Below are 12192 nucleotides of genomic sequence, written 5' to 3'. Positions count from 1 at the left end.
AGAGCGTCGGCAACACGGCTAACGTCCGTACAGCCGAGGGTAAAGGCGACAGGCACGGGGCAATATCCGCTTTGCGCAGATCGCTATCCGTTTTGTGCAATGCCCTGAACCGGGCGTGGGATGAGGAGTGTTGCGGGGATGGCAGACCGCAGATCCGGCAGGTCTGACCCTCTCCGATAAAACTGTCTTCTTTGCGACCGCATTTGAACGCTAAGCTTGGGCTTATGGATGACTCAGATTATTTACGCCTGCTGACCATCGCGGCCGAGCAAGCCAACGCGTTCCTGTCCAATGCCCGCAAATGGGAGCGTGAGCGTTGGGTCTGCCAGCGCCTGCTGCAAGGCCTGAACATTCCCTATCGCGCCGACGAATTCGCCCCGGCCGGGGAGCCGCCGGACGTGCTGTTTCGTGACGCCAGTTTCGAAGTGTTTTTCGTGCTAGATGAAGGCCGGCGCCTCAACGACGAATGGCGCGATGAACTGCAACGCCGGCGCAGCGCGTTTTCCCTGAGTTCGCTGGTGCGCCGCGAGGCCAAGCCCCGGCGCATTCCTGCCAATGAATTCTTGATGAGGCTGGCACCGACTTTGCGCAAAAAAGCCCACAACTACAAAGAACGCGGCATGGACCTGGGCGAACTGGACATCATCGCCTTCGCCAGTCTCAAGCGCGAAGTGCTGGACCTCAACAGCCACTTCCCGCCGCCGACCGAATACCTGCGTCAGGGCTGGCGCTCGTTGTCGCTGGTCGGTCCGACCTTCGCCCGTGTGCTGTTCGCGCACCCGGACGCACCGGATTTCCTGCGCAGCAACCTGGGTCGCAGCATTGTTTTCGACGTCGGGATCAGCCTGTGAGTCCATTGCAGGAGCTGATTGCCGAAGTGCCGCAAACCGGTCGCGTTCGCTGGATCGGCGTGCGGCCACAGTCACGTTCTCAAATGATCGAACTCGATGCCGTGGAGGCGAGGCTTGAAGCCGGTTTGACCGGCGATCACGCGCGTCCCGGCATACGCAACGCGCGGCAGGTCACGCTGATTCAATGGGAGCATCTGGCGGTGATCAATTCACTGATGGGCCGGCCGGAAGATAAACCGGTATTGCCTAATGATTTGCGACGCAACCTCGTTATCAGCGGTATCAACCTGTTCAGCCTCAAGGGCCGTCGCTTCAGGATTGGCCAGGCGATTTTCGAAACCACCGGCTGGTGCCAACCCTGCGCCCGCCTCGAGAACAACCTCGGCCCCGGGACCTTTCAGGCCGTTCGCGGACATGGCGGAATCACTGCCCGGGTGTTACAAAGTGGAATCATTCGCCTGGACGATACGGTGAGCGTCGAGCCCATTCCTGCCAGCGGCTATGCTCCGTTCAATGTGGGCTAACGTGTTGCACAGCAGCCTGCTTGTAGCTTCTACACATTTAGCAACGTCTACCCCTGACGAGGCCCAATATGACCAGCCGCCTGAACCCCGACGACCAAAAGCATGTCGAAGAGTACCTGCAACTGTCCCAGCACCAAGTCGAGCGCCGGCCTTTTCGGCCGTGGATGCTCCTGGTGGTGGTGTTGGCAGTGACCATTGGTTTAGGCCTGTTGAGCCGATTTATCAGTTACCTGACGCTATGAGCTGCATCGCGCTCGCTCGGGTAATTGCACCGATTTCTTTTAGCCTTGCGAGATATCCCCATGACTCATCGTATTGTCATCGTTGGCGGCGGCGCCGGCGGTCTGGAGTTGGCTACCCGTCTGGGTAAGACTCTGGGCAAGCGCGGCACGGCCAGTGTGATGCTGGTCGACGCGAACCTGACCCACATCTGGAAACCGCTGTTGCATGAAGTGGCGGCAGGTTCCCTGAACTCTTCCGAAGACGAACTCAACTATGTTGCCCAGGCAAAATGGAACCACTTCGAGTTCCAGCTGGGGCGCATGAGCGGGCTTGATCGCGCACAGAAAAAAATCCAGCTGGCCGCCACCTACGACGAAGCGGGCATTGAATTGGTCCCGGCGCGCGAAGTCGGTTACGACTCGCTGGTGATCGCGGTCGGCAGCACCACCAACGATTTCGGCACACAGGGCGCGGCGCAACACTGCCTGTTCCTCGACACCCGCAAACAGGCTGAGCGCTTCCACCAGCAATTGCTCAACCACTACCTGCGCGCCCATGCCGGGCAGACCGACAAAGTCGAACAGATCAGCGTGGCGATCGTCGGCGCGGGTGCTACCGGGGTCGAGCTGGCCGCAGAACTGCACAACGCCGCGCATGAATTGGCCGCTTATGGTCTTGACCGGATCAAACCGGAAAACATGCACATCACGCTGATCGAAGCCGGGCCACGGGTGCTGCCCGCCCTGCCGGAACGTATCGGCGGGCCTGTGCATAAAACCCTGGAGAAACTCGGGGTCAACGTCATGACCAATGCCGCCGTCAGTGAAGTGACGGCCGACAGCCTGATTACCGCCGATGGCAAAGTCATCAACGCCAGCCTGAAAGTCTGGGCCGCCGGGATTCGTGCACCGGGTTTCCTCAAGGACATCGATGGCCTGGAGACCAACCGGATCAATCAATTGCAAGTGCTGCCGACCCTGCAAACCACCCGCGACGAGAACATCTTCGCCTTCGGTGACTGCGCGGCCTGCCCGCAGCCGGGCACCGATCGCAATGTGCCGCCGCGCGCGCAGGCGGCTCATCAGCAGGCTTCGTTGCTGGCCAAATCGCTGAAACTGCGGATCGAAGGCAAACCTCTGCCTGCGTACAAATACACCGACTACGGCTCGCTGATCTCGCTCTCGCGTTTTTCGGCTGTGGGTAACTTGATGGGCAACCTCACCGGCAGCGTGATGCTTGAAGGCTGGCTGGCGCGGATGTTTTACGTGTCGCTGTATCGCATGCACCAGATGGCACTGTATGGCGCGTTCCGTACGGCGATGTTGATGTTGGGGAGCAAGATCGGGCGCGGGACTGAGCCGCGACTGAAGCTTCACTAACACCCAATCCCCTGTGGGAGCGAGCCTGCTCGCGATAGCGGCATGACATTCAGCGTATGTGTTGAATGTTAGTGCCAATCGCGAGCAGGCTCACTCCCACAGTTGATCTCCATTGATTTGGAGATCTGTGTCTCACTGTATCTCCCCCGCCGTTTCATCCCCTTCGCTTACAAACTCCCCCTTGCGCGACACAGTAGCGATACACCACGCCCGCTAAATGGCCACACCCGAGCAAGGCACCCCGCCCGCTACGGTTGTCGCCGCACTTACGTGGCGTCCTTTATCGAACGGTTGTGTCGTGCAACCCAGGAGTATTGAAATGTCCCGTACCACCAAAAACACTATCGGTTTGCTCGGCGCTGTTTTGGCCGGTGGCATGATGTTGTCCGGCTCTGTGTTCGCCGCGCAACCTCTGACTCAGGGCTATCTGTTGGCCTCGGCCGAACAGGTCGTGAAGACGCCTGAAGGTAAATGTGGCGAAGGCAAGTGTGGCGATGCGTCGATGGCTAAAACCGACACCGATGACGACGGCAAGGTCTCCCGTGCGGAATTCCTGAAAGTGGCGCCCAAGGCCAACTTCGACAAGATCGACACCAACCATGACGGCCAAATTGACGAACAAGAGGCTTTTGATAACGTGAAAGCCAACTACGAAAGCAATGGCAAAAAAATGCCGAAGGGCTTGTTCGAGCACCTGAAAGACAATAGCTAAGTTGCTGTAGTCCAGGCCCTGCTTCTTCATCGAGAAGCGGGGCTTTTTTTATTTCGCCAGCCCGTCGCCTCGTTATCGGCAAGATTTCTCGAAGACAAAAAAAATCCCCGTATCTTTCGATACGAGGATTTTTAATATGGTCGGGGTAAGGGGATTCGAACTCCTGACATCCTGCTCCCAAAGCAGGCGCGCTACCGGACTGCGCTATACCCCGGTAATAAAAAGGCGACTTTTAAAAAGTCGCCTTCTTCGATCAGTGCTTTTGGCCTCTGATCTTAAGATCTGATCCCAGCGTGAACTGGTTTCAAAAATGGTGGGTCGTGTGGGATTCGAACCTACGACCAATTGGTTAAAAGCCAACTGCTCTACCAACTGAGCTAACGACCCAAAAATGGTCGGGGTAAGGGGATTCGAACTCCTGACATCCTGCTCCCAAAGCAGGCGCGCTACCGGACTGCGCTATACCCCGGCTTGAAATTGGCTCCGTGACCAGGACTCGAACCTGGGACCCAATGATTAACAGTCATTTGCTCTACCGACTGAGCTATCACGGAACTACATATTTCAATTTACAACGATGAAGCTTTACTGCGTTCTCTTCGACTCGTTCGCATCGCTGCGTTCGTGTGTCTGAGGCGCGCTATTCTACAATCTTAAGCACCTCTGTCAACCCCCTAAATTGCTTTCAAGTTAATGATTTGCAACTTATTTCAGATTCCTGCTTGGGGAGCTGGAACCCTTCAGGGCGACTTACTGCGGGGCGCACTTTACAAGCCTTTTCCTTTCAGTTCAACAGCCTGGCGAAAAAAAGGCCTCGCAATGCGAGGCCTTCTTTTATTGCACTGCCGCCGAGCGTCAGACGAAAACGATTTCGTCGTTTTCCACGGTGCCCTTGGCGGTATCGCCCGGCATGAAACGACCGGACAGAATCAGCTGCGCCAGCGGGTTCTCGATCCAGCGCTGGATCGCTCGTTTGAGCGGCCGTGCGCCGTAAACCGGGTCGTAACCCACCGCGATCAGCTTATCCATGGCCTCAGGACTGAGATCAAGCTTCAACTCGCGCTCGGTCAGGCGACTGCGCAGGCGACCCAACTGGATCTCGGTAATGCCCGCGATCTGATCCCTAGCCAACGGCTCGAAGATCACCACTTCGTCGACCCGGTTGATGAACTCCGGCCGGAAGTGCGTGGAAATCGCATCCATTACCGCCGCACGCTGCGCCTCGCGATCACCGACCAGTTCCTGGATCTGCACCGAACCCAGGTTGGAGGTCATGACAATCACGGTGTTCTTGAAATCCACCGTGCGGCCATGACTGTCGGTCAGTCGGCCATCTTCCAGCACTTGCAGCAAGATGTTGAAGACGTCCGGGTGGGCCTTCTCGACCTCGTCCAGGAGGATCACCGAATACGGCTTGCGACGCACCGCCTCGGTCAGGTAACCGCCCTCTTCATAGCCTACGTAGCCTGGTGGCGCCCCGATCAGACGAGCCACGGAATGTTTTTCCATGAACTCGGACATGTCGATCCGCACCATCGCCTCTTCCGTATCAAAGAGGAACTCGGCCAGCGCCTTGCACAGCTCGGTTTTACCGACACCGGTCGGGCCGAGGAACATGAACGAGCCGCTCGGGCGATTCGGATCGGACAACCCGGCACGGGAACGCCGCACGGCATTGGAAACGGCAATCACCGCTTCGTCCTGGCCGATCACACGTTGGTGCAACAGGCTTTCCATCTTCATCAGCTTGTCGCGCTCGCCTTCGAGCATTTTCGACACCGGAATGCCGGTCCACTTGGACACGACTTCAGCGATCTCTTCTTCAGTCACCTTGCTGCGCAGCAACTGGTTTTCAGTTTTGCCGTGCTGGTCGACCATTTGCAGGCTGCGCTCCAGGTCCGGGATGATCCCGTACTGCAACTCGGCCATGCGGTTCAAGTCGCCTTTGCGGCGCGCGGCTTCCAGTTCCTGACGGGACTGTTCGATTTTCTGCTGGATCTGCGCAGAGCCCTGTACTTCGGCTTTTTCCGCGCTCCAGATTTCTTCGAGGTCCGAGTACTCACGTTCGAGGCGGACGATTTCTTCCTGGAGTTTTTCCAGACGTTTTATCGCGGCTTCGTCGCTTTCTTTCTTCAGCGCCTGGGATTCCACCTTCAACTGAATCAGACGACGCTCCAGACGATCGAGCACTTCCGGCTTGGAGTCGATCTCCATGCGGATGCGGCTGGCCGCTTCGTCGATCAGGTCGATGGCTTTGTCCGGCAGCTGACGGTCCGTGATGTAGCGATGACTGAGCTTGGCCGCTGCGATGATCGCGCCGTCGGTGATCGCCACCTTGTGGTGAACCTCGTAGCGCTCTTTCAGGCCACGCAGAATCGCGATGGTGTCTTCTTCGCTCGGCTCGTCCACCAGCACTTTCTGGAAGCGCCGTTCGAGGGCGGCATCCTTCTCTATATATTGGCGGTACTCGTTGAGCGTGGTCGCGCCGACGCAGTGCAACTCACCGCGCGCCAACGCCGGCTTGAGCATGTTGCCCGCGTCCATCGAGCCTTCGCCCTTACCGGCGCCGACCATGGTGTGCAGTTCGTCGATGAACAGAATGATCTGCCCTTCCTGCTTCGACAGTTCGTTGAGCAGGGATTTGAGGCGTTCTTCGAACTCGCCACGGTACTTGGCACCGGCAATCAGCGATCCCATGTCCAGGGACAGCAGGCGTTTGCCTTTCAGTCCATCCGGTACTTCGCCGTTGATGATGCGCTGGGCCAGTCCTTCGGCGATGGCGGTCTTACCCACGCCAGGCTCACCGATCAGCACCGGGTTGTTCTTGGTGCGGCGCTGCAGGACCTGAATGGTCCGGCGAATTTCGTCATCACGGCCGATCACCGGATCGAGCTTGCCTTCTTCGGCACGCTTGGTCAGGTCGACGGTGTATTTATCCAGTGCCTGGCGCGACTCTTCGTGGTTGGCGTCATTGACGGCCTCACCACCGCGCAGGTTGTTGATCGCGTTTTCCAGGGCTTTTTTGCTCACACCCTGGCCGAGCAACAATTTGCCGAGCTTGCTGTTCTCGTCCATGGCGGCGAGCAACACCAGCTCGCTGGAGATGAACTGGTCGCCCTTCTGCTGGGCCAGGCGATCGGCCTGATTGAGAAGGCGCGCCAGATCCTGCGACATGTTGACGTCGCCGGTCGGGTTCTGGATCTTTGGTAGTTGGTCGAGCTCTTTGGTCAGCTCTTTGCGCAGGCTGTTGACGTCGAAGCCCACCTGCATCAACAGGGGTTTGATCGAACCACCCTGCTGTTCAAGCATGGCTTGCATCAAGTGCGCCGGTTCAATGCCCGGATGATCGAGGCCGACGGCCAGGGATTGGGCGTCGGACAAGGCTAACTGCAACTTGCTGGTTAAACGGTCTATACGCATGGGTCACCTTCCTTTTGAGCAGGCCGGACCTATAAAACATCCTGAATGAAGAAACCTGCCAGATACCGTTATAGATGCGGTCGATTCTGGAAGATTCAAGCGTCAGACAGTTGATGCAGATCAGCGAAGTCTAGCGTTCGTGCCCGGTCTCACGAATACGTTCCTCTTTTGACGAGTGGCTGTTGTCGTCAGGCAAGGCGCCGCGACGAGTCATAGCTCGCTATGGCGAGGAGCGGCAACGCAGCATGACGGCAACAGATGCCGTCAAAAAGGAACAGTATTCGTGAGACCGGGCACTACAGCCAGATCAGGGAGGCAAACCGGCCGGTGCGTGGGCTGCGGCGGTAAGAAAAGAAGCGAGGATCGGTCACGGTGCAGAAACCGCCACCATAAACAGCGGTGACATCTCGAGCCGCCAGACGCAAGCGCGCCAGCTCGTAAATGTCGGCCATGAATCTGCCAGCATTGGCACTGGGCACAAAGGCTTTGGCGGCTTCGGGCAATTGCTCGACGAAGGTTTCGCGCACTTCCGGACCGACTTCAAAGGCATGTGGGCCAATGGCCGGACCGAGCCAGACCAGCACTTCGTCTGATGGCACGGCCAGCGTGTCTAGAGTCGCTTCCAGCACACCCGCCGCCAACCCGCGCCAACCGGCATGGGCTGCCGCGACGCGAGTGCCGGCACGGTCGCAAAACAATGCCGGCAGGCAATCCGCGGTCATCGCCGTGCAGGCGATACCGGGCGTTGCCGTCCAGCTGGCATCGGCAGTGGCCGTCAGGCTTGGGTCTGCGTGGGCCACAGCAATGCCGTGAACCTGCTTTAACCAGGCCGGCTGAATAGAAAAATGATCGGTGAGGCGACGGCGGTTTTCGGCAACAGCTTCGGGGCTGTCATCGACGTGATCGCCGAGGTTGAGGCTGTCGAACGGCGCCAGACTGACGCCGCCCGCACGGGTGGTCACACAGGCTTTCACCCCGGCAGGCGCAGGCCAGTCGGGAATCAGCCAGTCACTCATCCGATGAACGCCTCGCGGTCTTGCTTGAGCAGCGTCAGCAACCAGACGAAATCGTCCGGCAGTGGCGATTCCCAGCTCATGCGTTTACCGGTCGTCGGGTGATCCAGCTCCAGGAACCGCGCATGCAACGCCTGACGTGGAAACGCCTTCAACGATTCGATCATGGTCACACTGGCTGCCGGCGGAATACGGAAACGACCGCCGTAGGCAGGATCTCCGACCAACGGGAAGTTGATGTGAGCCATATGCACACGAATCTGGTGCGTACGACCGGTTTCCAGCTTCACCCGCACGTGGGTGTGGGAGCGGAAACGCTCGAGCACGCGGTAATGGCTGACGGCTTGCTTGCCACCTTCCATCACGGCCATGCGCTGGCGTTGCTGACCGTGACGACCGATCGGCGCGTTGATCTTGCCGCCGGCAGTCACCACACCGATCACGATGCACTCGTAGATCCGGCTTACGCTGCGGCTCTGCAATTGCGTGACAAGCTGTGTCTGCGCCTGAATGGTCTTGGCCACCACCATCAGACCGGTGGTGTCTTTGTCCAGGCGATGCACGATACCGGCGCGGGGCACATTGATGATGTCCGGCACGTGGTGCAGCAAGGCGTTGAGCAAGGTGCCATCAGCGTGACCGGCGGCAGGATGCACCACCAGACCCGCGGGTTTGTTGATCACCAGGATGTCGTCGTCTTCATAGACGATGTCCAGCTCGATGTCTTGAGCGATCCATTCGCCCTGAGCTTCCTGCTCGGCAGTGAGTTCAAGAATGGCACCACCGTGAACAATGTCTCGCGGGCGGATAACCGCCCCATCCACAGTCAGGCGGCCGTCTTTGATCCAGGCGGAAAGGCGCGAGCGCGAGTGCTCAGCGAATAATTGTGCGGCGACTTGATCGAGGCGTTGGCCGCCCAATTCGGACGGCACCTCTGCGCGAAGTTCAATTTTATCGGACATGCTCAGACTAGGCGTCGGCACAGCCTTTGGTTTCGGCTGCGCGCTTGTGGTTAAATACGGCGTCTTTTGCCCCGAGGCTATTCAACGGGGCGCTCATCATAACAGGACGGCCCCGCCCAAGACAGCGGCCGTCATAGGGACGCAAGCCGCCATGCAAGTGAAACACCTGCTGCTGATCGCCATCCTCGCATTGACCGCTGCTTGCTCATCGAAGGAAGTCGTAGACGAAAACCTGAGCGAGGTCGAGCTGTACCAGCAGGCTCAGCACGATCTGGACAACAATAGCTACACCGCCGCCACAGCCAAGCTGAAGGCGCTGGAGTCGCGTTATCCGTTCGGTCGCTACGCCGATCAGGCTCAACTCGAGCTCATCTATGCCAACTACAAAAATACCGAGCCTGAAGCTGCGAAGTCCGCCGCCGAGCGCTTCATTCGCCTGCACCCGCAGCACCCGAACGTGGATTACGCGTATTACCTCAAGGGTCTGACTTCTTTCGACCAGGACGTCGGCCTGTTATCGCGCTTCCTGCCGTTGGACATGACCAAGCGTGACCCGGGCGCCGCTCGCGACTCCTACAACGAGTTCGCCCAGCTGACCAGCCGCTTCCCCAACAGCCGCTACTCGCCGGACGCCAAGCAGCGCATGATCTACCTGCGCAACCTGCTGGCGGCCTACGAGATTCACGTTGCCGACTACTACCTGACCCGTCAGGCCTATGTCGCCGCCGCGAACCGTGGTCGCTACGTTGTGGAAAACTTCCAGGAAACCCCTTCGGTCGGTGATGGCCTGGCGGTGATGACAGAGGCTTACCAGCGTCTGCACCTGGACGACCTGGCAGCCACCAGCCTCGAAACCCTGAAGCTCAACTACCCGAACCATCCAAGCCTTGAAGACGGTCAGTTCAAGCCTTCGGTGGCCGAAGCTGACAACCGTTCGTGGTTGAGCAAAGCCACCTTGGGCCTGATCGAATCCCGTCCACCGCTGCCGCCGGGCGAAACCCGCGCCAACCAGGACGTGCAGAGGCAGTTCCGGGACGCCAAGGACGCGATTCCGAACGATCTCAAGCCTAAAGATGAAAATGGTGACGTGATCGAAGAAGAGGAACACGAGTCCGAAGCCAATAACAGCGACCGCTCGTGGTTCAGCTACATGACCTTCGGCGTGTTTGATTGACACATCGGGTTGTACAAAAAGGAGCCTTTCGAGGCTCCTTTTTTGTGGGCTCGATTATTACGCTGTGCGCTGGTCATGTCCTTGGCTAAACTGGCTCATCACTCGTCGAATAGCTGCTCATCATGCTTCGTTTACTGTTCTGGATCGCCCTGATTGCCGCTGCGGTATGGTTCTGGCGCAAGTTCAAGGGCCAGGCTTCCGTGCCCAAGTCTTCTGCCGAGCTAGAAGCGGCCCCCATGGTCCGCTGCGCCCATTGCGGCGTACACCTGCCACGCGACCGCGCGCTGAGCCTTCAACAACAGTGGTATTGCAGCCAGGCTCATCTTGAGCAAGGCCCGGGTTCCAGTGATCGCTGAGACCTCCCGTCCCGGCAGCAAACAGGCCCAGCGACTGCTGCGCCTCTATCACCTTTACCGTTTGAGCATCGGCATCACCCTGGTGCTGTTGATCTCCAGCAACATGGACAACCAGTTGCTGACGTTCAGCAATGAGGACCTGCTGCGCAGTGGCAGCTGGTTTTACCTGGTGCTGAATATCCTGCTGGTGGTATTTCTCGGGAACACCCGGCGCCCGGCGCAACTGTTCAGCCTGGCGCTGACCGACGTCCTGCTGCTGTGCGGTCTGTTCTACGCCGCCGGCGGTGTGGCCAGCGCCATCGGCAACTTGCTGATCGTATCGGTAGCCATCAGTAACACCTTGTTGCGAGGGCGCATCGGCCTGCTGATTGCCGCCGTTGGCGCGCTTGGCATCGTCGGGCTGAGCTTCCTCCTGAGTTTCAGCCATCCCGCCACCCCCAACGACTATCTGCAAGTCGGCACGCTCGGCGCCCTGTGTTTTGCTGCGGCATTGCTGGTGCAAGGGCTGAGCCGACGCCTGGAGGTCAGCGAAACCCTCGCCGAACAACGGGCCAGCGAAGTCGTCGGCCTGGAAGCCCTCAACGCCCTGATCCTGCAACGCATGCGTACCGGCATCCTGGTACTCGACGACAAGCGGCAGGTTCAACTGGCCAACCACAGCGCCTTGAACCTGTTAGGCAGGGAAGATCTTGCAGGCCAGCTGATCGACGACTACCTGCCCAGCCTGGTCGAACGCCTGCAACTGTGGCTCAACAATCCGACGCTGCGCCCCCAGAGCCTGAAAGTCGCCAGTAGCGGTCTGGAGCTGCAACCGAGCTTCATTGCCCTGGACCAAAGCCCTCACCACCAGACCCTGGTCTTTCTCGAAGACCTCGCGCAAATCGCTCAACAAGCCCAGCAATTGAAGCTCGCCGCCCTCGGTCGCCTGACCGCCGGTATCGCCCATGAAATCCGCAATCCACTGGGCGCCGTTAGTCATGCCGCGCAGCTATTGCAGGAATCAGAGGAACTGAACCGCGCGGATCGACGTCTGACACAGATTATTCAAGACCACTCTCAGCGAATGAATCGGGTAATCGAAAACGTCCTGCAACTGTCACGCCGCCAGCAAACCGTAGCGCAACGGCTTGATCTGAAGCCGTGGCTGGAACGGTTCGTCAACGAAACCCGCGAGGGGGCGACCGAGCATCAGCAGATTCATTTGCGCATCGGTTCAGGAGACTTCAAAACCCTGATGGACCCAGTTCAGCTGACCCAGATCCTCGACAATCTGTTGCGCAATGCCTGGCGCCATAGCGCCTTGAATCACGACTTGGCGCAGGTCTGGCTTGAGTTGTTCGTCGACCCGGACAGCCAGCTGCCAGTACTCGATATCCTCGACGATGGCCCTGGTGTGGCACCGGAGCATCACGTGCATTTGTTCGAACCGTTCTTCACCACTAGCCCCCAAGGCACCGGCCTGGGGCTTTATCTGTCCCGTGAGCTGTGCGAAAGCAACCAGGCCCGCCTAGACTTCAAACCACGCCAAGGCGGCGGCTGCTTTCGTATCACTTTTGCTCACGGACGGAAACAAAGTTGA

At 58.7% G+C, this 12192-nt stretch carries 11 protein-coding genes and 4 tRNA genes; 8 read left to right on the top strand and 7 right to left on the bottom strand.

The window, feature by feature from the left end; all coding sequences use genetic code 11:
* Nucleotides 1-224 precede the first annotated feature (224 nt).
* The 5 genes from ACYZUA_RS06770 (at nt 225) to ACYZUA_RS06750 (ending at nt 3688) form a co-directional block, all read left to right on the top strand.
* Nucleotides 225-851: a DUF1780 domain-containing protein gene (locus ACYZUA_RS06770; protein ID WP_461962492.1), complete on the top strand. Its 627-nt coding sequence runs from the start codon at nt 225-227 to the stop codon at nt 849-851.
* The gene (locus tag ACYZUA_RS06765) at nt 848-1375 is read left to right on the top strand and encodes an MOSC domain-containing protein (RefSeq protein WP_461962490.1); all 528 of its coding nucleotides are present in this window, start codon (nt 848-850) and stop codon (nt 1373-1375) included. The genes ACYZUA_RS06770 and ACYZUA_RS06765 overlap by 4 nt, the downstream gene beginning before the upstream one ends.
* A 68-nt stretch (nt 1376-1443) precedes the next feature.
* Nucleotides 1444-1617 carry a DUF3094 domain-containing protein gene (locus ACYZUA_RS06760; protein WP_074870992.1) on the top strand — a complete coding sequence of 58 codons (174 nt, stop codon included), beginning with the start codon at nt 1444-1446 and terminating at the stop codon, nt 1615-1617.
* Between the two features lie 60 nt (nt 1618-1677).
* Nucleotides 1678-2976 (top strand): NAD(P)/FAD-dependent oxidoreductase, encoded by a 1299-nt coding sequence (locus tag ACYZUA_RS06755; protein WP_347805664.1) that lies wholly within the window; start codon nt 1678-1680, stop codon nt 2974-2976.
* Between the two features lie 319 nt (nt 2977-3295).
* Complete coding sequence (locus tag ACYZUA_RS06750; protein WP_461962488.1) at nt 3296-3688, top strand: HvfA family oxazolone/thioamide-modified RiPP metallophore; 393 nt, start codon at nt 3296-3298, stop codon at nt 3686-3688.
* A gap of 137 nt (nt 3689-3825) precedes the next feature.
* On the opposite strand, the gene ACYZUA_RS06745 is transcribed toward ACYZUA_RS06750, so the two are convergent.
* The 7 genes from ACYZUA_RS06745 to rluD all read right to left on the bottom strand — a co-directional run bounded on the left by ACYZUA_RS06745 (nt 3826) and on the right by rluD (nt 9083).
* Nucleotides 3826-3902, bottom strand: a tRNA-Pro gene (locus ACYZUA_RS06745).
* 97 nt (nt 3903-3999) lie between these two features.
* Nucleotides 4000-4075: transfer RNA gene (locus ACYZUA_RS06740), tRNA-Lys, on the bottom strand.
* A 5-nt stretch (nt 4076-4080) separates the two neighbouring features.
* Nucleotides 4081-4157, bottom strand: a tRNA-Pro gene (locus tag ACYZUA_RS06735).
* Nucleotides 4158-4166: 9 nt separating this feature from the next.
* Nucleotides 4167-4242: transfer RNA gene (locus tag ACYZUA_RS06730), tRNA-Asn, on the bottom strand.
* A gap of 301 nt (nt 4243-4543) precedes the next feature.
* A complete protein-coding gene (clpB, locus tag ACYZUA_RS06725) occupies nt 4544-7108 on the bottom strand; it encodes an ATP-dependent chaperone ClpB (RefSeq protein WP_461962486.1) in 2565 nt (854 codons plus the stop codon).
* 296 nt (nt 7109-7404) lie between these two features.
* Nucleotides 7405-8124, bottom strand: a complete 720-nt coding sequence (gene pgeF / locus ACYZUA_RS06720; RefSeq protein ID WP_461962484.1) for a peptidoglycan editing factor PgeF — start codon at nt 8122-8124, stop codon at nt 7405-7407.
* Nucleotides 8121-9083, bottom strand: coding sequence for a 23S rRNA pseudouridine(1911/1915/1917) synthase RluD (gene rluD / locus ACYZUA_RS06715; RefSeq protein ID WP_046048807.1), 963 nt, complete (start codon nt 9081-9083; stop codon nt 8121-8123). The genes pgeF and rluD overlap by 4 nt, the downstream gene beginning before the upstream one ends.
* Before the next feature lie 151 nt (nt 9084-9234).
* Between rluD and ACYZUA_RS06710 the strand changes: the two genes are divergently transcribed.
* From ACYZUA_RS06710 to ACYZUA_RS06700, 3 genes are all read left to right on the top strand, one after another.
* Nucleotides 9235-10257, top strand: a complete 1023-nt coding sequence (locus ACYZUA_RS06710) for an outer membrane protein assembly factor BamD (RefSeq protein WP_309676013.1) — start codon at nt 9235-9237, stop codon at nt 10255-10257.
* A 122-nt stretch (nt 10258-10379) separates the two neighbouring features.
* On the top strand, nt 10380-10613 hold the full coding sequence (locus tag ACYZUA_RS06705; RefSeq protein ID WP_008154904.1) for a PP0621 family protein: 234 nt from the start codon (nt 10380-10382) through the stop codon (nt 10611-10613).
* Complete coding sequence (locus tag ACYZUA_RS06700; RefSeq protein WP_461962482.1) at nt 10603-12192, top strand: sensor histidine kinase; 1590 nt, start codon at nt 10603-10605, stop codon at nt 12190-12192. The genes ACYZUA_RS06705 and ACYZUA_RS06700 overlap by 11 nt, the downstream gene beginning before the upstream one ends.

It is taken from the genome of Pseudomonas sp. LS2P72 (assembly GCF_054897865.1).
This window is presented reverse-complemented; position numbering and strand designations above follow the sequence as displayed.

Bases quoted from the DNA above. Each gene is read 5' to 3' on its own strand.
- pgeF (WP_461962484.1), bottom strand. From the start codon at position 8,124: ATGAGTGACTGGCTGATTCCCGACTGGCCTGCGCCTGCCGGGGTGAAA.
- rluD (WP_046048807.1), bottom strand. From the start codon at position 9,083: ATGTCCGATAAAATTGAACTTCGCGCAGAGGTGCCGTCCGAATTGGGC.
- ACYZUA_RS06770 (WP_461962492.1), top strand. From the start codon at position 225: ATGGATGACTCAGATTATTTACGCCTGCTGACCATCGCGGCCGAGCAA.
- ACYZUA_RS06710 (WP_309676013.1), top strand. From the start codon at position 9,235: ATGCAAGTGAAACACCTGCTGCTGATCGCCATCCTCGCATTGACCGCT.
- ACYZUA_RS06750 (WP_461962488.1), top strand. From the start codon at position 3,296: ATGTCCCGTACCACCAAAAACACTATCGGTTTGCTCGGCGCTGTTTTG.
- ACYZUA_RS06705 (WP_008154904.1), top strand. From the start codon at position 10,380: ATGCTTCGTTTACTGTTCTGGATCGCCCTGATTGCCGCTGCGGTATGG.
- ACYZUA_RS06760 (WP_074870992.1), top strand. From the start codon at position 1,444: ATGACCAGCCGCCTGAACCCCGACGACCAAAAGCATGTCGAAGAGTAC.
- ACYZUA_RS06755 (WP_347805664.1), top strand. From the start codon at position 1,678: ATGACTCATCGTATTGTCATCGTTGGCGGCGGCGCCGGCGGTCTGGAG.
- clpB (WP_461962486.1), bottom strand. From the start codon at position 7,108: ATGCGTATAGACCGTTTAACCAGCAAGTTGCAGTTAGCCTTGTCCGAC.